This window comes from Nonomuraea gerenzanensis (assembly GCF_020215645.1).
Lineage (GTDB): Bacteria > Actinomycetota > Actinomycetes > Streptosporangiales > Streptosporangiaceae > Nonomuraea > Nonomuraea gerenzanensis.
Map to the genome: position 1 here is coordinate 3,095,693 of NZ_CP084058.1, position 19,562 is coordinate 3,115,254.

The 19,562-nt window shown below is 73.8% G+C and carries 15 protein-coding genes; 9 read left to right on the forward strand and 6 right to left on the reverse strand.

Going from position 1 to position 19,562, the window contains the following annotated elements:
- Positions 1-125: 125 nt before the first annotated feature.
- Positions 126-1,814 (reverse strand): HAL/PAL/TAL family ammonia-lyase, encoded by a 1,689-nt coding sequence (locus LCN96_RS14725; RefSeq protein ID WP_225273182.1) that lies wholly within the window; start codon positions 1,812-1,814, stop codon positions 126-128.
- Positions 1,815-2,055: 241 nt separating this feature from the next.
- On the opposite strand from LCN96_RS14725, the gene LCN96_RS14730 reads away from it, so the two are divergent.
- Positions 2,056-2,409, forward strand: coding sequence for an arsenate reductase family protein (locus tag LCN96_RS14730; protein ID WP_225273183.1), 354 nt, complete (start codon positions 2,056-2,058; stop codon positions 2,407-2,409).
- A 131-nt stretch (positions 2,410-2,540) separates the two neighbouring features.
- Here LCN96_RS14730 and LCN96_RS14735 read toward each other — a convergent pair whose 3' ends face one another.
- Positions 2,541-4,082 (reverse strand): MDR family MFS transporter, encoded by a 1,542-nt coding sequence (locus LCN96_RS14735; RefSeq protein WP_225275982.1) that lies wholly within the window; start codon positions 4,080-4,082, stop codon positions 2,541-2,543.
- Between the two features lie 151 nt (positions 4,083-4,233).
- Between LCN96_RS14735 and LCN96_RS14740 the strand changes: the two genes are divergently transcribed.
- On the forward strand, positions 4,234-4,848 hold the full coding sequence (locus tag LCN96_RS14740) for a TetR/AcrR family transcriptional regulator (protein ID WP_225273184.1): 615 nt from the start codon (positions 4,234-4,236) through the stop codon (positions 4,846-4,848).
- Between the two features lie 394 nt (positions 4,849-5,242).
- A complete protein-coding gene (locus LCN96_RS14745; protein WP_225273185.1) occupies positions 5,243-8,527 on the forward strand; it encodes an AfsR/SARP family transcriptional regulator in 3,285 nt (1,094 codons plus the stop codon).
- Here the strand turns inward: LCN96_RS14745 and LCN96_RS14750 are convergent.
- The 4 genes from LCN96_RS14750 to LCN96_RS14765 form a co-directional block, all read right to left on the reverse strand.
- Positions 8,500-10,584 (reverse strand): iron ABC transporter permease, encoded by a 2,085-nt coding sequence (locus LCN96_RS14750; RefSeq protein WP_225273186.1) that lies wholly within the window; start codon positions 10,582-10,584, stop codon positions 8,500-8,502. The genes LCN96_RS14745 and LCN96_RS14750 overlap by 28 nt on opposite strands.
- Complete coding sequence (locus LCN96_RS14755; RefSeq protein WP_225273187.1) at positions 10,581-11,576, reverse strand: ABC transporter substrate-binding protein; 996 nt, start codon at positions 11,574-11,576, stop codon at positions 10,581-10,583. The genes LCN96_RS14750 and LCN96_RS14755 overlap by 4 nt, the downstream gene beginning before the upstream one ends.
- 11 nt (positions 11,577-11,587) lie before the next feature.
- Positions 11,588-12,406 (reverse strand): ABC transporter ATP-binding protein, encoded by an 819-nt coding sequence (locus tag LCN96_RS14760; protein ID WP_225273188.1) that lies wholly within the window; start codon positions 12,404-12,406, stop codon positions 11,588-11,590.
- A 61-nt stretch (positions 12,407-12,467) separates the two neighbouring features.
- Positions 12,468-13,169 carry a helix-turn-helix domain-containing protein gene (locus LCN96_RS14765; protein ID WP_225273189.1) on the reverse strand — a complete coding sequence of 234 codons (702 nt, stop codon included), beginning with the start codon at positions 13,167-13,169 and terminating at the stop codon, positions 12,468-12,470.
- 106 nt (positions 13,170-13,275) lie between these two features.
- On the opposite strand from LCN96_RS14765, the gene LCN96_RS14770 reads away from it, so the two are divergent.
- From LCN96_RS14770 to LCN96_RS14795, 6 genes are all read left to right on the forward strand, one after another.
- A complete protein-coding gene (locus LCN96_RS14770) occupies positions 13,276-14,418 on the forward strand; it encodes an MFS transporter (RefSeq protein ID WP_225273190.1) in 1,143 nt (380 codons plus the stop codon).
- A gap of 84 nt (positions 14,419-14,502) precedes the next feature.
- Positions 14,503-16,032 carry an alpha-N-arabinofuranosidase gene (locus LCN96_RS14775; RefSeq protein WP_225273191.1) on the forward strand — a complete coding sequence of 510 codons (1,530 nt, stop codon included), beginning with the start codon at positions 14,503-14,505 and terminating at the stop codon, positions 16,030-16,032.
- 59 nt (positions 16,033-16,091) lie between these two features.
- Positions 16,092-16,961, forward strand: a complete 870-nt coding sequence (locus LCN96_RS14780) for a helix-turn-helix transcriptional regulator (protein WP_225273192.1) — start codon at positions 16,092-16,094, stop codon at positions 16,959-16,961.
- 83 nt (positions 16,962-17,044) lie between these two features.
- Entirely contained in the window at positions 17,045-18,049 is a 1,005-nt protein-coding gene (locus LCN96_RS14785; protein WP_225273193.1) for an alcohol dehydrogenase catalytic domain-containing protein, read from the forward strand.
- Positions 18,050-18,064: 15 nt separating this feature from the next.
- Positions 18,065-18,961: an SDR family NAD(P)-dependent oxidoreductase gene (locus LCN96_RS14790; RefSeq protein WP_225273194.1), complete on the forward strand. Its 897-nt coding sequence runs from the start codon at positions 18,065-18,067 to the stop codon at positions 18,959-18,961.
- A gap of 11 nt (positions 18,962-18,972) precedes the next feature.
- On the forward strand, positions 18,973-19,488 hold the full coding sequence (locus tag LCN96_RS14795) for an XdhC family protein (RefSeq protein WP_225273195.1): 516 nt from the start codon (positions 18,973-18,975) through the stop codon (positions 19,486-19,488).
- Positions 19,489-19,562: the final 74 nt, after the last annotated feature.

The window sequence follows — 19,562 nt, forward strand, 5'->3', positions numbered from 1 at the left end:
GGGCATAACACCGCGTTTTTACCGCTGTGAAACTTTCATGTCGGAGCCCTGGCTACGGCGTGCCCACGTGACCCTGCCGCCGGCGTCCAGCAGCATGCGGGACGAAGCATGCAAGATCACGACATTTACCGCTGCTGTGGGACGGTGACGATGGCGGTGGCGGTGGCGGGCGGCGGCACCAGCCGCCGGTCGCGAACCAGTTGGATGACGCGCTCCAGGTCGGGCGTCTGGTAGCGGTCGTCGCCCAGCGCCGCGACGTGCCGCCTGAGCTCCGCCAGCATGGTACGGGTGCCGGCGCCCAGCGGCAGGCCCGCCATCTCACCGGCGATGAGGTCGATGCCCTGGGCCGCCATCAGGTACTGGACGGCCAGCACGATCTCCAGCCGGTCCAGGTTCTCGTGCAGGTCGCGGGCCGAGGCCATGGCCATCGTGTTGTGGTCCTCCTGCCCGTCCTTGACCGGGCGTGACAGGGTGCCCGCCGGGGTGGCCCTGACCTGCATCTCGGGGACCAGCGCGGCGGCCACCGTCTGCACCTGCACCAGGCCGGAGTTCAGGCCGACCGGCGGGCCGGCCAGGTTCGCCGGCAGGCCGTAGCTCCACCGGGGCGACAGCAGCCGTCCCGACAGCTCCTGCGACAGCACGCCGACGTCGGCGATCTCCGCGTTCAGGGTGTCGGCGAGGTGGCCCATGACGGAGCCGTCCCAGTTGCCGCCCATCACGAACTCATACCCCCGGCCCCGCTCCCGCCTGAAGACCAGCGGGTTGACGGTGGAGGAGTTGGCCTCCCTGATCAGCGTCCGGCGGGCGTCGGCGAGGGTGTGCCGCAGCCCGGCGAGGATGTGCGGCGCCGCCCGTACCGAGACCGCGTCCTGGATGCGCGGCTCGGGGCTGAGGCGGCGGCGGCCCTCGTCCGTCATCCAGCGCGAGCCCGCGACCATCGCGCGCAGCCGCGCGGCGACCGCGTTCTGCTCGGGGATGTGGCGTTCCGCATGCGTACGGGCGTCCAGCGAGCTCCGCTCGGCCCTGGTCGCCTCCATGAACAGGGCGAACGCCCCCTCCGCCTGGTCGGCGAGCACGGTGGCGCGGTGCACGGCGTGCGCCAGCGTGGCGGTGAGCACGGTGCTGCCGCTGACGATCGGCAGCGCCTCCCCGGCGAGGAGGGTGAAATCCCTGGTCAGCCCGGCCCGGGGCAGCAGCTCCGAGGCCGGGCCCTCCTGTCCCCGGTAACGCACCGGCGCGTCCTCGCCGATCGCCGCCAGCCCGGCCGCGGCCTGGGGCTGCAGGTCGCCGGTGCCCAGGGAGCCGATCTGCGGCATGCGCGGCACGACCCCGGCGTTGACCAGGTCCAGCAGCCGCTGGGGCACCTCGGGGCGGACGCCGGCGCGGCCCCTGGCGAGCTGGTTCGCCTTGAGGATCAGGGCCAGCCTGACCACGTCGTCCGGCAGCGGGTCGCCGACGCCCGCGGCGTGGGAGCGCAGGATGTTGCGCTGGAACCGCTCCTGCTCCGCCGCCGAGAGCGGGCGGTCCTTGAGCGGCCCGAGCGCCTGGTTCCAGCCGTAGACGCGCTGGCCCTCCAGGGCCGCCAGCGCGCCGGCGCGGGTCCTGGCCATGGTGGCGCGGGCGGAAGGCGCGAGCCGTGCGGAGACGGGACGGCCGTCGAGGATCGCGAACGCGTCCCTCAGCGAGAAGGAGTCGCCGTCCAGCACCAGGCTCAGCGGGCGCGGCGCCGGGGGAGCCGCGGGCTCGGCGACCGCCTGCCCCGGCACGCACAGGGCGGTGACCAGGCCGAGACCGGTGATGATGCGCCGGGTCATGGCGACTCCCTCCACGAAGATCGATGCCGCACCCGTCATCGTGGCCGGGCGGGCGGGCGGCGGGTCGGACGACGACCGTTATAGTCCGGCGAGCGGCCTGCGCGGGCGACGACCCGGCCTCGGCGGGGAGAGTGCTGACCCGATCTCGACCCTTTCCATGGCAAGCCTCCCAGCGCGGGCGAATCCGGCCTGAGCTGCGGGGGTGGGGGTACGGGCGAACGGGCCGATACGGTCTACTGCCATGGAGATCTGGATCAACCCCGCGTGCTCGAAGTGCCGCTCCGCGCTTTCCGTCCTGGACGCCGAGTCGGCGCAGTACACCGTGCGCCGCTACCTGGAGGACCCGCCGAGCGAGCCCGAGCTGCGCGAGGTGCTGTCCAGACTCGGGCTGGAGCCGTGGGACATCACGCGGACCGGTGAGGCGCGGGCGGCCGAGCTGGGGCTGGACGGCTGGCCGCGCGACGCGTCCGCGCGTGACCGGTGGATCAGGGCGCTGGCGCAGAACCCGATCCTGATCCAGCGCCCGATCATCACGGCCGACGACGGGTCGGCGGTGATCGGCCGGTCGGAGGACGCCGTGCGTTCGGTGCTCTGAGCCGCTCACGGCAGGAGGAACGCCGCGAGCCGCCCACGGCAGGAGGAAGGCGCTGCATCACAAACAGCGAGAGGAAGGCCGCGTCCCCCGCGGGCGATACGGGGAACGCGGCCTTCCTGGTCCGGCGGGGATCAGGCCCCGGCGACGGCCTCCTCCTTGGCCGCCGGCGACGGCAGGTCGAGGCTGTCGCGGAGCCTGGCGGGCTTGAGGAAGGCGGCGGCGACCAGGCCGACGGCGGCGATGGCGGCCGAGATGAGGAAGATGTGGCCGGTGGCGTCGCCGTACGCGGCCCTGACGATCTCCTTGATCGGCTCGGGCAGGGCGGCGAGGTTCAGGCTGCCGCCGGCCGCGGCGGCGTCACCGCCGACCGGGATCCCGGCCTTGACCAGCCCTTCCGCGATGCTGGTCGCGACCTGGTCGGCCAGCACCGCGCCGAGCACCGACACGCCGACGGTGCCGCCGAGCGAGCGGAAGAACGTGACCGCGCCGCTGGCCGCGCCGATCTCGCTGAGCGGGACCGTGTTCTGGATGACCAGGACGAGGTTCTGCATGGACATGCCGACGCCGATGCCCACGGCGAGCATGTAGAGGGAGATCAGCACCAGCGAGGTCTGGTGGTCGATGGTCGCCAGGCCGCCGAAGCCGGCCAGCAGGACGATCAGGCCGACCAGGATGTACGGCTTCGTCCGCCCGGTGTTGGAGACCATCCGGCCGCTGATCGTGGACGACAGCAGCACGCCCGCCATCATGGGGATGGTCAGCAGGCCCGCCTCGGTGGGGCTGAACCCGCGGCCGATCTGGAAGTACTGCCCGAGGAAGACCGAGCCGCCGAACATGGCCATGCCCACCGCGAGGCTGGCCAGGATGGCCAGCGCGGGCGTGCGCCGCCGGATGACGTGCAGCGGCACGACCGGCTCCTTGACGGCCGACTCGACCCAGGTGGCCAGCGCGAGCAGCACCACACCGCCACCGGCCAGGGCCGCGGTCTGCCAGGACAGCCAGTCGAACTCGTTGCCGACGAAGGTGACCCAGATGAGCAGGATGCTGACGCCTGCGGCGATGAGGGTGGCGCCCCAGTAGTCGATGCTCACGTTCGACCGCCGCACGGTCGGGATGTGCAGCGTCTTGGCCAGCAGCGCGAAGGCGGCGATGGTGAACGGCACGGCGATGAAGAAGCACCAGCGCCAGCCGAGCCAGGAGGTGTCGGCGATGAGACCGCCGAGCAGCGGGCCGCCGACCGTGGCCACGGCCATGACGGCGCCGAGGTAACCGTTGTAACGGCCGCGCTCCTTCGGCGAGATCATGGCGGCGATCACGACCTGCGCGAGGATCTGCAGCGCGCCCATGCCCAGGCCCTGCACCGCGCGGAACGCGATGAGCTGGCCGGTGTTCTGCGCGAACCCGCAGGCCAGCGAGCTGACCATGAAGATCACGATGGCGATCTGGAGCAGCAGCTTCTTGTTGAACAGGTCGGCCAGCTTGCCCCAGATGGGCGTCGAGGCGGTCGAGGCCAGCAGCGACGCTGTGACGACCCAGGTGTACTGCGACTGGGTGCCGTCCAGCGCGCCGATGATCTGGGGCAGCGCCACCGACACGATGGTCCCGCTGAGCATGGCGACGAACAGGACCAGCAGCAGGCCGCTGAGAGCTTCGAGGATCTGGCGGTGGGTCATCGGCTCCGCCGCGGACGGCGCTGCCGGCTGTGCACTCACGCGCAACCTCCGTTTCTCGTACGTCAAAGAGATCAACCCGGACACCTTACATGCACATGGGGCAACTTTGCGCATTGAGCATTTATTCCCGTTGGGTAAGCTGTGCGTCATCATGGGCAACACACCGGGCCTGCGGGAGCGCAAGAAGGCCCAGACACGGCAGGCGGTGCACGAGGCCGCGCTGCGGCTGACCGTCGAGCACGGGCTGGACAACGTCACCGTCGAGGCCATCGCCGATGCCGCCAACATCTCGCGGCGCACGTTCTCCAACTACTTCGACGGCAAGGAGGACGCGCTGCTCTACGGCGACGAGCAGCGCCTGGACAGCCTGGTGCTGCGCGTACGCGAGCAGCCGGCCGGCCGGACCGCCTGGCAGGCGCTGCGCGGGGCGCTGCAGAGCCTCTACGCCGAGACCGGCGGGCCCGACCGCGCATGGCACCTGCGCGCCCGCCTGGCCATGGGCCATCCCTCCCTGCAGGCCAGGCAGCTCGCCGGCCGCGTCCGGCTGGAGCGCGCGCTGAGCCAGGCGGTGGCCGAGCGGGCGCAGCCGTGCGACGTCGGGCCGGAGATGCTCACGGCCGCGTTCCTGGCGGCGATGCGCATCGCCACCCAGCGGTGGTGCGCCGAGTCGGAGACCCGGCCGCTGCACGAGCTGACGGTGCTGGCGCTGGACGAGATCGCCCGTCCCTTCGAGGACGTGGCCCAGCCCCTGTCCGTCCGGGGGTGAGGGAGGACCGGGCGGGCAGGGGCCGGGCGGCTCACGGTTCCGCGCGCGGGCCGAGGTGGCCCGGTCCCGCGTCGCGATGACGGGACCGGGCCCGTCGCAGGCGCGTCCGACCCACCGGCACCGGCGTCGCCGCAGCCGGGGAGGACTCCAGCTCGAACCTGTCACCAACCCCGCCGAACGCCGCCGCCGCGGGCCCGGGCCCCCGCGCTGCTGACGAGGGGAATGCTAGGAGGGCACCCTTCCGGAATCCTTATCCGCGACCTTGCCGCGGATCACCCGGACGCCCGCCCTCGTCATCCGCCGCCGCGCCGGGCGCGAAGACCCGACGGGAGAGACGCCCGGACGGGGGCAGGACGTCCGGCCGGCTTCACGCATGCGCCTGGGGAGTGTGACGGTGGAGTTTCGGATCTTGGGCACGGTGGGGGCGGTGCACGAGGGGGCCGCGATCGTGGTGGGCGGGCCGCGGCATCGCCGGTTGCTCGCGGTCCTGCTGCTGCGCGCGGGGCAGGTCGTGCCCGTGCCGGCGCTGACCGACGCCCTGTGGGGGGAGCGGCCGCCGCGCAGCGCGGGGGCGATGATTCACGTACGGGTCTCCGAGCTGCGGACCGCGTTGCGTGTCACGGGGAGCAGGGTGCTGACCCGTGACGGGGGCTACCTGCTGAAGGTCGGGCCTGACGAGCTGGACGCCGTCCGCTTCGAGCGGCTCGCCGCGGCCGGGGCCGCCGCCCTCGCCGCCGGCGACCCGGTGCGGGCCCGCGCCGATCTGGTGGCGGGGCTGGCGTTGTGGCGGGGGCCGGCGTTGGGGGAGTTCGCCGACGAGGCGTTCGCCCGGGCCGATGCCATCCGCCTGGGGGAGCTGCGGCTGCAGGCGGTGGAGCAGCGCATCGCGGCCGATCTCGAATTGGGGCGGCACGACTCGGTGGTGGCGGAGCTGCGCAAGCTCGTGCACGACCAGCCGTTGCGCGAGCGCTTCTGGGGGCAGCTCATGCTCGCCCTGTATCGGGGTGGGCGGCAGGGGGAGGCGCTGGAGGCGTACCGGTCGGCTCGTGATCACCTCACGGACCAGCTCGGTCTCGAACCGGGCGACGCGCTCCGGTCCCTGCACCACGCGATCCTGACCGCCGACCCGAGCCTGCGGGCGCCGGGGCGGGCGGTGGTGGTGCCGTCGCCTGACCCGGCGGACGCGCGTGTGGGGACGGGCAAGCTGGGGACGCGGCCTGATGCGGGGCCGGCGCTGCGGACGGCCGAGACCGGGACACAGCCCGGCGCGGGGCCAGGGCTGCAGCCGGGCACGGCGGGGACGTGGCCCGGCGCTGGAGCGGGGCTCGGTGCCGGAGTGCGGCCCGGCGGTCGCGTGCGGCAGGGGACCGCCGTCCCGGCGCAGCTGCCCGCCGACGTGTCCGCCTTCACCGGCCGCGCCGACCAGTTGCGCGAGCTGGACGAGCTGCTCGGCCACGACGCCACCGCCCGGCCGCCGGACGTCCCCGTCGCCGTGCTGTCCGGCACCGCGGGGGTCGGCAAGACGGCGCTCGCCGTGCACTGGGCGCACCGCTCCCGCGACCGGTTCCCCGACGGGCACCTGTACGTGGACCTGCGCGGCTACGACCCCGGCCGGCCCATGCAGGCCACCGACGCCCTGGCCCGCTTCCTGACCGCACTCGGCGTCCCCGGCTCGGAGGTCCCGCTGGAGACCGACGAGCGCGCGGCCCGGTTCCGGACCGAGCTGGCGGGCCGGCGCATGCTCGTCATCCTCGACAACGCCTCCTCGGTCGAGCAGGTCCGCCCGCTGCTGCCCGGCACCGGCCCCGGCGGCGTGCTGGTGACCAGCAGGGACAGCCTGGCGGGGCTGGTCGCGCGGGACGGCGCCCGGCGCGTCGAGCTCGACCTGCTCCCGCCCGCCGACGCCCGCGCCCTGCTGCGCCGCCTGATCGGCGCGCGGGCGGCCGCCGACCCGGCCACCGTGTCCGCCCTCGCCGACCGCTGCGCTCGGCTGCCGCTGGCCCTGCGCATCGCCGCCGAGCTGGCGCTCTCCCGCCGGACGATGCCGCTCCGCGACCTCGCCGCCGAACTGGCCGAGCCGCCCGGACCGGCCGGACCGACCGAACCGCCCGAGCCGCTCGAACCGCCCGAGCCGACTGGCCTGACGGGGCGCCGCCTCGACCTGCTCGACGCCGGTGGCGACCCGCGTACCGCGGTGGCCTCGGTGTTCTCCTGGTCGATCCGGCACCTCCCACCCACCACCGCACGCACGTTCCGACTGCTGGGCCTGCACCCGGGCACCGACCACGACGCCCACGCCGCCGCCGCGCTGACGGGCAGGGACGTCGAGGCGGCGCGGCGGGACGTCGAGGCGCTCGCCCGCGCCCACCTCCTGCACGAGACCACCCCCGCCAGATACGCCATGCACGACCTGCTGCGCGCCTACGCCGTCCGCCTGGCGACGAAGACGAAGGAGGAGCCGGGCCCCGCCCTCACCCGCCTGTCCGACTACTACGTAGCAGCCGCCGCAGCCGCCATGGACGGCCTCTACCCGGCGGAGACCCACCGCCGCCCGCACGTCGGCCCCCCGCCCACCCCGCTGCCCGAGCTGGCCGGCACCGAAGCGGCCCGCCGGTGGCTGGACGCCGAGCGGGCGAACCTGGTCGGGATCGCCGCGCGCGACCCCAGGCTGTCCGCGATCATGTATCGCTACCTCGGCGCCGGCCACACCACCGACGCCCTGGCCCTGCACGCCCGCACCCACCGGACGGCCAGGGCGGCCGGCGACACGGAGGGCGAGGGCTGGGCGCTGCTGGGGCTGGGCGAGGCCCATCTGGAGATGGGCCACCACGGCCGGGCGGCCGGGCACTTCGAGCGGGCGCTGGCCCTGTTCGACGGGACAGGGCAGGAGATCGGCGCGGGCATCGCGGCGACCAGCCTCGGCAGGGTGGAGCTGCGGCAGGGCAACCTGGACGCGGCACACGACCACCTCGTCAGGGCTCTCGGCAGGTGCAGGAGCGCGGCCGACCCCACAGGGGAGGCCAGGGTGCTGAACATCCTCGGCATCGCGGAGGAGCGCCTCGGCCGCACGGACCGGGCCATCGGCCGCTACCTGCAGGCGCTGACCCTGTTCAGGAGCACGGGCGACCTGTCAGGCGAGGCGGCGATCCTCAACAACCTGAGCCTCGCCGAGCAGCACGCCGGGCGGCCGGAGCGGGCGGTCGGCTACTGCGAGGGGGCGCTGGCCCTGTTCAGGCGGCTCGGTGACGTGTCGGGCGAGGCCAGCACGCTGGACAACCTGGCAGGCGCCCACGCCCGCCTCGGCCGCCACGCCAGCGCCGCCGGGCACTTCGAGCGGGCGTACACGCTCTACCGTGAGATCGGCGACCGGGAGGGCCAGGCGTGGGCGCTCAACGGGCTCGGGGAGACGGCGCTGGCCACCGGGCGTCCGGCGGGCGCGCTCGCGCACCACGAGGCGGCGCTGGCCATCGCCACCGAGATCGGCGCCCCCGACCAGCAGGCCCGCGCCCACGCCGGGCTCGGCCACGGCCACCGCGTCCTCGACCGCCCCGACCGGGCCCGCCACCACTACGAGCGAGCCCTGCGCGGCCACGCCGGCCTCGACGCGGCCACGGCGCGCGAGGTCCGCACCCGCCTCGCCGCCCTCGCCGGTCAGGCGCGTGCCCGCCACAGCAGGTAGACGAAGTACGGCGTGCCGATCAGCGCCGTCACCAGCCCGGCCGGCACCTGCGCGGGCGCGATCACGGTCCGCCCCAGCGTGTCGGCGAGGCTGACCAGCAGCGCCCCGAGCAGCGCCGCGACCGGCAGCACCCGGGCGTGATGGGCCCCGACGAGGGCCCGGGCGGCGTGCGGCGCCACCAGCCCGACGAAGGCCACGACGCCGACCGCCGAGACCGCCGTGGAGGTGAGCAGCACGGCCCCGGCCAGCGCGCCCAGCCGTACCGGCTCCAGGGGCACGCCCAGGATGCGCGGCGTGTCCTCGTCCAGGGCCAGCAGGTCGAGGTCGCGGCGCAGCCAGACCAGCAGCGGGGTGACGATCAGCAGGGCGAGCACGACGGGGATGAGCTGCTCGGGAACCCGCCCGTACGTGGAGCCGGACAGCCAGGTCAGGGCCTTGGCGGTGTTCCACGGGTCGGACAGCACGATGATCAGCACGGTCACGGCGGTGCAGGCGTTCTGCAGGGCGACGCCGATGAGGACCAGCCGGTCGGAGCTGAGGCCGCCGCGCCACGCCAGCCCGTACACCACCGAGAAGGCGATCAGCGCGCCCATGCCCGCCGCGGCGGACATCGACCAGATGCCGGCCGTCGGCGCCAGCGTGATCAGCGCGATCGCGCCGACGCCCGCGCCGGTGGTGACGCCGAGCACGCCGGGCTCGGCGAGCGGGTTGCGGCACACGGCCTGCACGGCCGCGCCCGCCACGGCCAGCGCGGCGCCGGCCAGCAGGGCGGCGGCCACCCGGGGCCAGCGCTGGTCGAGCACGTACGTCAGCGCCCGCCCGCTGCGCCCCTGCAGCCAGTTGAAGACGTCGCCGGTGAGCAGCCACCGGTCGCCGCCGAGCAGCCCGAGGACGACCGCGCCCGCCACCAGGACGGCGCACAGGCCGACCACGGTGAGGAAGGCGGCCCGCGAGCGAGCCCCGCCCGTACGGACCGCAGGCGGCTTGCGGGTCGGGCCGGCGTCGCGGTAGCGGCGGGCCAGCCAGATCATCACCGCAGCGCCGATCACGGTGGTCACCACGCCGGGCGGCACCTCGACCCCGGCCTGCGCGCCGAGCACGGCACGCAGCAGGATGTCGGAGCCCAGCATGATCAGCACGCCCGCCACCCCGGACAGCGGCAGCAGCATGCGGTGCCGGTGCAGCCCGGGGATGGACCGGGGCAGCAGCCGCACCACGACGGGCGCGCACAGCCCGACGAAGCCGATCGGCCCCGCGATCGTCACGGCCGCCGCCGCCAGCAGCACGGCCAGCAGGGTGAGCCACAGGCGCAGGCGCCGCACGTTCACGCCGAGGACGGTGGCGGTGTCGTCGCCGAGGCCGAGGATGTCCAGCCGGGGGCCGGCCACCACCGCGGCGGCCAGCGCGATCGCGATGAGCGGGCCGAGCTGGGAGACGGCGTCCAGGTCGCTCTGCACGAGCGAGCCGCTGCCCCAGGCGAACAGCCCGGTGGTCTCCTGCTCGAACAGGATCATGACGAGGTTCGTCAGGGAGCTGAGCGCCAGGGACGTGGCCGTACCGGCGAGGATCAGCCGGGTGGTGCCGGTGCGCCCGCCCGCCGACAGAGCCAGCACCAGCGCGGCGGCGCAGAGCCCGCCGACCAGCGCGAGCCCGCCCGACACCGGTACGGGCAGCGCCAGCCCGAACGCGGCCGCGGTGGCGACCGCCAGGTACGCGCCCGAGCTGACGGCCAGCGTGTCGGGCGCGGCCATCGCGTTGCGGGCGACGGACTGCAGCAGCGCGCCCGCCACGCCCAGCGCGACGCCGACGCACACGCCGGCCAGCAGCCGGGGCAGCCGCGAGGCGAGCAGCACGCGGGCCGCCTCGTCGGCGTTGCCGGAGTCACCGCCGAACGGCAGCGCCAGCAGGTCGAGCGCGCCGATGGACGAGGTGCCCTGGGTGACGTGCACGGCCGCCACCAGCACGGTGGCGGCCAGTGCGAGAAGGAAGACCCCGGCGGTGCCCAGCCGCCGCAGCGGCGTGGTGGGCGGCGCCGGGGTCAGGACGTCCGTGCTCAACCGGTGTACGCCTTCACCAGCTCGTCGGCGAACTGCTGGCACGACAGCGGGCCGCCGAAGGTCCAGATGCCGTTGGGCAGCTTGGTGACCTGCTGCTTCTCCACGAACGGCAGGGACTTCCAGATGGCGTTGTCCTTGAGCCCGTCGGCGAAGACGTCCTCGCCGTCGGAGGCGTTGTAGAAGAAGCGGATGTCCTCGTCCTTGAGCACGCTCAGGCCCTCGACGTCCGTGGTGCCCAGGCCCCACTGGTCGTCGACCTTGCCCGTCCAGGCGTTCTTCAGGCCGAGCTGGGTGGCCACCTCGGAGACCAGCGAGCCCTTGCCGAACAGGCGCACGGAGATCGTGCTGCCCTGCTTCCAGCCGTCGGCCATGACGAACGGCTTGCCGGCGCCGCCCGCGTCCGCGATCTTCTGCTTGCCGGCGGCCATCGCCGCGTCGAAGTCGCTCATCAGCTTGGTGGCCGCGTCCGTCTTGCCGACGGCCGTGGCGATCATGTTGAGGTCGTCGCGCATGCGCTTGAGGTTGTCGGCGGCGTCGCTGCCCTTGGCCACCACCACGGGCACGAACTTCTCGAGCTGCGCGGCCAGCTCCTCGTCGTCGGACTCCATGACGACCAGGTCGGGGTCCAGGGCGCTGATGGAGTCGATGCTGGGCTCCTGCCGCATGCCGACGTCCTTGACGGTGGAGTCGAGCTTGGCGGCGGTGTCCCAGGTGGCGTAGCCCTTCACGTCGGCCGCGCCCACCGGCATGACGCCGAGGCTGACCAGCATCTCGGTCTCGCCCCACTCCAGGCTGACGACCCTGGTCGCCGGGCGGTCGAGCTTGACCTCCTTGCCGCGGGCGTCGGTCACGGTCACGGGGGTGGCCGTGGCCGACGCCGTGCTGCCGGCCGCGGGGGACTGCTGGGTCACGGGGGCCTCTGTCGTGCCGCAGGCGGCGAGGACGACGACGGCGGCGAGGGCTGTCAGGGGAGCCGTCAGGGCACTGCGCATGGTTGTTCCTGTCATGTGGTTGCTGGGACGGTTCTGCTGTGGCGGCCGATGGGCCGGGTGGTCACGGTGCCCGTCCTCGGGTCGTGGCTGACCTCGATACGGATGCCGTACGTGTCGGTGAGGAGCTCCTCGGTGAGGACCTCGGCGGGCGGGCCGTCCGCGCGGATGCGGCCCCGGTGCAGGAGCACGACGTGGTCGGCGATCTCGGCGGCCTGGTTGAGGTCGTGCAGGACCACGCCGATGGCCACGCCGTGCTCGTCGGCCAGGTCGCGGACGAGGTCCAGCAGCTCCACCTGGTAACGCAGGTCGAGGAACGTGGTGGGCTCGTCCAGCAGCAGGACCCCGGTGTCCTGGGCCAGGCAGGTGGCCAGCCAGACGCGCTGCAGCTCGCCGCCGGACAGCTCGTCCACCGGCCGCTCCGCCATCTGGGTCACGCCGGTGAGCCCCATGGCCCGCTCGACGGCGGCGGTGCCCTCCGGGTCCGCGGCCCGCCAGCGCCGCCGGTACGGGTGGCGGCCGTAGCCGACGACGTCGCGTACGCACACGCCGCCCGGGGTGGGGCGGCTCTGCGCGAGCAGCGTCACCCGGCAGGCGAAGTCGCGCGCCGACAGGGCCAGCGCGTCGGCGCCGTCACCCAGCGTCACGGCGCCGCTGTCGGGGCGGTGCAGCCGCGACAGCGCGCGCAGCAGCGTGGACTTGCCGCTGCCGTTGGGGCCTACCAGGGCGGTCACGTGGCCCGGCCGCAGGGTGATGCGGCCGTCCTCGACCACGGTGGTGCCGTGGTAGCTGAGGCGAAGCTCCGTGCCGCGGAGAGAGATCTCCTCGGTCATGGCCTAAGGTTAGGCTAACCTTGCCTTAGATGCCATGCCGGGGGTGCCTTACTCCTGGTGATCAGGTCCTGTACAGCAGCGACAGCGGCTCCGGCGGGGCCGGATCGGCGAGCTGGGTCGCGGTCCGCCCGACGTAACGGGACAGCGAGCGCGCCAGGTGCGGCTGGTCGAAGTAGCCGAGCCGATGGACCACGTCCTGCGCCGGAGCCCCGTCCCTGAGCAGCACCGCCGCCCGCCGTGCGCGGTCGATCCGCCGGACCGCGCCCCGGGTGAGCCCGGTCGCCGCCACGAAGCGCCGCTGCACCGTACGCTCCGACACCCCCGCGGGCCTGCCGCCGAGCACCGCGGCCACGACCGGGTCAAGGACCAGGATCTCCTCACGGACGAGCCGCCGCACGAACCACTCGGCGTCGTCGTAGCCGGGCAGCCGCCAGGTGGACCCCTTCAGGTGGAACGACCTGCGCGTCGCGTCCGGGATCGGCACGTTGCCGTCGACCAGCCGCTCCATCGGCAGGTGCGGCATCGAGGCGCCGACCGCGAAGCTGATGCCGAAGAACGTCGCGTGCGCGGGCACCGGCGCCGGGCTCGCCTTCGTCTCCGGCCCCTGCACGGCCGCGCTGACCTGCCCGCCGTGCTCCCAGAAGACCAGGTCCCAGCTCGCCGCGGCGACCGAGATCATGCGGCCGACGTCGTCACTGCGGCTGCGCCAGACCCGCTGGACGTACGGCGAGTCGGACGGCCGGCTCTCCACCTCAAGGCCCACCGGGATGGCTCCGCTGCTGGTCAGGGTCGCTGCTGTACTCCCACAGGATCGCACATCCGCCCGCTGCCTTGACGGGACGTCACGTCCGTTCATAGCGTGCCAGGCCGTGCAGCCCGTACGGGCCCGGGTGGCCGTCTCCCTGCTCTACGTGATCATGAGCATGCCCATCGGCGGGTGGGCCGCCCGGGTCCCGGAGATCCGCCGGCAGGTGGGCGCGGACGACGCGCTCTGGGGCCTGGCGAACACCCTGCCGAGTGTCGGCAACGTCGTCGGACTGTGCGCGATCATGCTGCTGGCGGGCCGGGTGTCCGACCGGCTGCTCGCCGTCGCCGGGGCCGCGCTCGTCCTGCTCACCGTGCCCCTGCTCGCCACGTCGGGCAGTCTCGCCGGGGTGGTGCTCGGCCTGACGACGTGGGCGCTGGTCGCCCACATCATGGACGTTCCCCTCGGCGCGCTGGCCATCGAGGTGCAGCGCCGCTACGGCAGGCCCCTCATGGGCGGGTTCGACGCCTGCTTCGGCGCGGGCACGCTGGCCGGCGGGCTGACCGGCACCCTGGCGGCGGCGCTGGACGTGCCGCCGTGGGCGCAGTTCGCGTTCAGCAGCGCGCTGCTCGCGACGGCCCTGACGGTGACGGCCCGCTGGCTGCCGCGGGAGCCGGGTGGAAGGGCGGGCAGGTTGCGCGGGCGGTTCAACCGGCGGGTGCTCCCCGTGACCGCGATGGCCTTCCTGTCCGGGTACGTCGCGGAGTCGGCGATCCTCTGGAACGCCGTCTACGTGTCCGACACCGCGGGCGCCGGGCCGGTCGCCGGAGGGCTCTCCTACACCGTGGCGGCCACGGCGGGCACCGTGGCGCTGCTGGCCGTGGACCGGCTCACCGCCCGGCTGGGCATCGTGCGCACGGTGCGGGCGTGCACGTCGTTCGCGGCGGCCGGGTTCGGTCTGTGCCTGCTGATCGGCACGCCGGCGGCGGCGGTCGCCGGGTTCGTCCTGCTCGCGGTGGGCATGGCGGCCGTGAATCCGAGCCTCTACACGGTGGCGGGCAACCAGCGGGGGCTGTCGCCCAGCGAGGGGGTCTCGATGCTGGAGCTGGGCCAGATGCCGGGCGCCTCGATCGCCGCCCCGGCCCTGATCGGCGCGCTGAGCGGGCTGATCGGCCTGCGGCTCGCCCTGGTGTCCGTCGTCGTCGCGGTGCTGCTGCTCTGCCTGCTGGCGGGCCGGTTGCGGGGAACGGGCGGTCCGGAGTGGTGAGTGCGGGCTCCTTGACAGCGGGATATGTATCGATAAAGTTGCCCGCGTCCCCCGACACACCCTGCGCGAGAACGGTGCCCTCCGATGACTGACAACGTCGTGCCCGCTGTCATCAACCTCGACGTGCCCGGCCCGGTGATCAACCGGCACCTGTACGGCCACTTCGCCGAGCACCTCGGCCGGTGCATCTACGGCGGCTTCTACGTGGGCGAGGACAGCGAGATCCCGAACGAGGGCGGCATCCGCCTCGACGTGGTGGAGGCGCTCAGGGCGCTGGACATCCCGAACCTGCGCTGGCCGGGCGGCTGCTTCGCCGACGAGTACCACTGGATGGACGGCATCGGGCCCAAGGCCGACCGGCCGGTGATGGTCAACACGCACTGGGGCAACGTCGAGGAGAACAACCACTTCGGCACGCACGAGTTCATGGCCCTGTGCGAGCTGCTGGGCGCCGAGCCGTACATTTCCGGGAATGTCGGGTCGGGCACCGTCAAGGAGATGAGCGACTGGGTCGAGTACCTCACCCGCGACGGCGACTCGCCCATGGTGCGGCTGCGCAAGCGGAACGGGCGCGAGGAGCCGTGGCAGGTGCGGTTCTGGGGGCTGGGCAACGAGGCGTGGGGCTGCGGCGGCAACATGTCGGCCCAGCAGTACGCCGCCGAGGCCCGCCGCTTCGGCACCTACTGCCGCGACCACGGCGACAACAAGCTCTACCGCATCGCCGCCGGCGCCAACTCGGCCGACTACGCCTGGACCGAGACGCTGATGAAGCAGTTCGGCGAGCTGGGCTGCGCCTACCGGCCCACCGGGTTCATGCAGGCGCTGTCGTTCCACTACTACACGATCCCCGGCCCCTGGCACGACAAGGGCGACGCCACGGTCTTCGACGTCGACGACTACTACCGCACGATGGTCAAGGCCGCTTACGTGGACGAGCTGATCACCGGCCACGCCAACGTGATGGACTGCTACGACCCCGGCAAGACCGTCGGCCTGGCGCTGGACGAGTGGGGCACCTGGTGGAACGTCGAGCCCGGCACCAACCCCGGCTTCCTCTACCAGCAGAACACCCTGCGTGACGCCCTCGTCGCGAGCCTGCACTTCGACATCTTCCACCGCCACGCCGACCGCCTGGTCCTGGCCAACATCGCGCAGACCGTCAACGTGCTGCAGGCGATGATCCTCACCGACCCCGACAGCGGCGCACTCGTGCTCACCCCCACCTACCACGTGTTCGAGATGAACAAGGGCCACCAGGACGCCGCCTCGCTGCGGGTGGACGTCAAGGGCGCGCTGCCCGCGCGCGAGGTCGGCGAGTCGAGCCTGACGACCGTCTCCGCGTCGGCCAGCCGCAAGGACGGCCGGGTGCTGATCTCCCTGTCCAACCTGGACGCGACCGACGCGGCCGACGTCGAGCTGGACCTGCGCGGCGGCTCGGTGACCGGCGTCCGCGCCCGCATCCTGACCGCCGGCGAGCTGCAGGCGCACAACACCCCCGACGCCCCCGACACCATCGCCCCGCGCGTCCACGAGCAGGTCACGGCCACGGCGGCGGGGCTGCGCGTGCACCTGCCGGCCCACTCCTTCGTGACGGTCGAGGGCACGATCGGCTGAGAGATCCGGGCAGGTAGGCTCGATCTCGGCCCGCCACCTTGAGGCAACCTGGAGGAAGCGTGGATCTCCGGGAGCTGGGAGCGTTCCTGAAGTCGCGCAGGGACCGGCTCGCCCCGCAGTCCGTCGGCCTGCCGTCCGGCACCCGGCGGCGGGTGCCCGGCCTGCGCAGGGACGAGGTGGCGGAGCTGGCGGGCGTGTCCATCGACTACTACACCGAGCTGGAGCAGGGCCGCGGCCAGTGCCCGTCGGAGCCGGTGCTGCACGCGCTGGCCCGCGCCCTGGCCCTGGATCCCGACGAGAGCGCCCACGCCTTCCACCTGGCGGGGCACCCGGCGCCGTACGGCGCCGAGCCCCTGCAGATGCAGTCGGCGCTGCGGCAGCTCATGGACCGGCTGCCGGACACCCCGGCGATGGTGATCACCGACCTGCACGAGGTCGTCGTGCAGAACCACGCCGCGCAGGTGCTCGTCGGGCCGCAGGCGGGGCTGACCGGCCTCCGGGCCAGCTTCCTGTACCACTGGTTCACCGTCCCGGCCACCCGCGACCTCTACCCGCCCGACGATCACGACTACCACTCCCGGCTGCTGGTCTGCGACCTGCGGGCCGCCGTCGCCCGCCGCGGCCCCGCCGACCCGGCCGCCCGCGCGCTGGTCGATCACCTGCTGGGCGCCAGTGCCGAGTTCGCCGGGCTGTGGCGGGCGCACGAGGTCGGGGTGCGTCACGAGGAGTACAAGCGGGTGGTCAACCCGGTGCTCGGCACCCTCAAGGTCACCTGCAACAGCATCGTCACGGCCGACGCCGCCCAGCGGCTGCTCTGGTTCGTCCCCGACGACGCCGACGCCGTGCCGAAGCTGCACGCGCTCGATCCCGCCGAGGTCTGGCGCGACACCCCCGGCCCGGCGTTCGGGCTGGTCAGAGCCAGGGGTTGAGCACCCCAGGCTAATCGGCGGCCGGTGCGGCACGCTGGATGACGGCGGCACGGGGGCGTCACCCGTGCCCGGGAGGAACCGTCATGCGAGCAGCACTTGCCACCGGGGCCGGCGCCCCGCTGTCCCTGGTCGAACGCGAGATCCCGGAGCCGGGCCCGGGCGAGATCCTGGTCAGGGTCACCGCCTGCGGCCTGTGCTTCACGGACCTCAACCTGCTGCGCGGGCACTACCCGTTCGCGCGCTTCCCCGTCGTCCCCGGCCACGAGATCACCGGTACGGTCGCCGCGCTCGGCAGCGGCGTCACCGGCCTGTCCGTGGGCGACCCCGTCGGCGCCCAGTTCCTGTACGACTCGTGCGGCCACTGCGGCTACTGCGTGTCCGGCGACCAGATCCTCTGCCCGGCCAAGCGCGTCACGGGCATCGTCGCCGACGGCGGCTACGCCGAGTACGTCCTGCTCAAGGACGGATACGTGACCCCGATCCCGGCCGGGCTCGACCCGGTGGCCGCGGCGCCGCTGATGTGCGCGGGCCTGACCGCGTTCAACGGCCTGCGCAGGGCGGGCGCCAGGCCCGGCTCCCGGGTGGCGGTCATCGGCAGCGGCGGCATCGGCGCGCTGGCCGTCCGGTACGCCACCGCGATGGGCGCCAGGGTCGCCGTGCTCGGCCGCTCGGCCGCCGGCGAGGCGAGCGCCAAGGAGCTGGGCGCGGAGCTGTACGTGCCCACCCGCGACACCGACCCCGCCGCCGCGCTCAAGGCGTGGGACGGCGGCGCGAACGTCATCCTGAACGCCGCCCCCTCCAACGAGGCGGCCTCCGCAGTCCTGACCGGGCTCGCCCCCGACGGCACGCTCGTGCTCTGCGGCTACGACAACACGCCGCTCACCCTCACCGCCCAGCCGATGGTGCTCAACCGGCTGCACGTCATGGCCTCGCCGTCGGGCTCGCCGCACGACCTGCGCGACACGCTGGCCTTCTCCGCGCAGCACGGCATCCTGCCCGCCGTCACACCGATCACCCTCGACGAGGCCCCGGCCGCCCTGGACGCCATGGGCGGGGGATCCGCCGGCCGTCGCGTCATCACGTTCTGACGAGGAGAGCCTCCCATGAGCAAGACCATTCTGATCACCGGCGCCGGCTCGGGCTTCGGCGCGCTGTCCGCGCGCGCCCTGGCCCGCGCCGGGCACACCGTGTACGCGGCCATGCGCGCCACCACCGGCCGCAACGCCGCCCGCGTCGCCGAGGCCAGGCAGTACGCCGGGGAACACGGCGTCGAGCTGCGCACCGTGGAGCTGGACGTGCTGTCGCAGGAGTCCGTGGACGCGGCGGTCGCGACCGTGCTGGCCGAGGCGGGCGCCATCGACGTGGTGGTGCACAACGCCGGCCATATGGTGCTCGGCCCGGCGGAGGCGTTCACGCCCGAGGAACTGGCCGCCGTCTACGACATCAACGTGCTGGGCAGCCAGCGGCTCAACCGGGCGGTCCTGCCGCACCTGCGTGAGCGGGGGCAGGGCCTGCTGCTGTGGATCGGCTCCAGCTCCACCAGGGGCGGCACGCCGCCGTACCTGGCGCCATACTTCGCCGCCAAGGCGGCGGCCGACGCGCTCGCCGTGTCGTACGCGGCCGAGCTGGCCCGCTTCGGCATCGAGACCACGCTCGTGATTCCCGGCGCGTTCACCTCGGGCACGAACCACTTCGCCAACGCCGGACACCCGGCCGACCAGCGGGTCGTCCCGGCCTACGACGAGCGGTACGGCGCGCTGATGGAGCAGGTGGGGGAGCGGCTGGCCGCCCTGCAGCCGCCCGGCGCCGACGTGTCCATGGTCGCCGACGCCGTGGTGGAGGTCGTGGACGCCCCGGACGGCAAGCGGCCGTTCCGGGTGCACGTCGATCCGCTCGACGACGGGTCGGCGGAGGTCAGCGAGGTCGCCGACCGGGTCAGGGCGCGGTTCCTGGCCCGCATCGGCCTGGAGGACCTGCTCACGCCGGGCTCCGCCGCGTAACGTACGGGGGTATGACCCACACTCACGATGAGGACCCGGCGTGTGAGGTGGCCCACAGCGAGGCCCCCGCCGCGGCGGACGGGCGCACCCTGGTCGCCGTCTTCGCCTCCCCGGTGGCCGGCTGCCTGCTGAGGTTCGGGGCCGAGCTCGGCTACCGCACGGTCCTGTACGAGCCCGACCCGGAAAGGCGCCTGGCCGGGTTCGAGCCGGCCCAGCGGCTGGCCGACCACCTGGACGGCACGGCCGACGTGGTGCTCACCGACCACCACCGCGACGAGATCGGCCCGATCCTGCGCGACGTGCTGAAGTTCCCCGTCCGCTGGGTCGGCATCATGGGCAGCGCCCGCCACACCGCCCCGCACGTGGGGGCGCTGGCCGAGCTGGGGGTGCCGCCGGAGGAGGTCGCCCGGGTGCACCGGCCCATCGGGCTCAACATCGGCTCGAAGACCCCGCCCGAGATCGCCGTCGCGACGCTGGCCGGCCTGATCGCCGACCGCAACGGCCGCCCGGGCGGGTTTCTCTTCTAGATCCAATGCCGCTTGGTCAACGTGGTGGCGGCTTGGAGGAGGGCCGGAAGATCCAGCGCATCACCCGGACCGCT

What these genes read in the sequence shown, in the direction of transcription:
- LCN96_RS14725 (WP_225273182.1), bottom strand. Translation starts at nt 1,814, where the DNA reads ATGACCCGGCGCATCATCACCGGTCTCGGCCTGGTCACCGCCCTGTGC.
- LCN96_RS14730 (WP_225273183.1), top strand. Translation starts at nt 2,056, where the DNA reads ATGGAGATCTGGATCAACCCCGCGTGCTCGAAGTGCCGCTCCGCGCTT.
- LCN96_RS14735 (WP_225275982.1), bottom strand. Translation starts at nt 4,082, where the DNA reads ATGACCCACCGCCAGATCCTCGAAGCTCTCAGCGGCCTGCTGCTGGTC.
- LCN96_RS14740 (WP_225273184.1), top strand. Translation starts at nt 4,234, where the DNA reads ATGGGCAACACACCGGGCCTGCGGGAGCGCAAGAAGGCCCAGACACGG.
- LCN96_RS14755 (WP_225273187.1), bottom strand. Translation starts at nt 11,576, where the DNA reads ATGCGCAGTGCCCTGACGGCTCCCCTGACAGCCCTCGCCGCCGTCGTC.
- LCN96_RS14760 (WP_225273188.1), bottom strand. Translation starts at nt 12,406, where the DNA reads ATGACCGAGGAGATCTCTCTCCGCGGCACGGAGCTTCGCCTCAGCTAC.
- LCN96_RS14775 (WP_225273191.1), top strand. Translation starts at nt 14,503, where the DNA reads ATGACTGACAACGTCGTGCCCGCTGTCATCAACCTCGACGTGCCCGGC.
- LCN96_RS14785 (WP_225273193.1), top strand. Translation starts at nt 17,045, where the DNA reads ATGCGAGCAGCACTTGCCACCGGGGCCGGCGCCCCGCTGTCCCTGGTC.
- LCN96_RS14790 (WP_225273194.1), top strand. Translation starts at nt 18,065, where the DNA reads ATGAGCAAGACCATTCTGATCACCGGCGCCGGCTCGGGCTTCGGCGCG.
- LCN96_RS14795 (WP_225273195.1), top strand. Translation starts at nt 18,973, where the DNA reads ATGACCCACACTCACGATGAGGACCCGGCGTGTGAGGTGGCCCACAGC.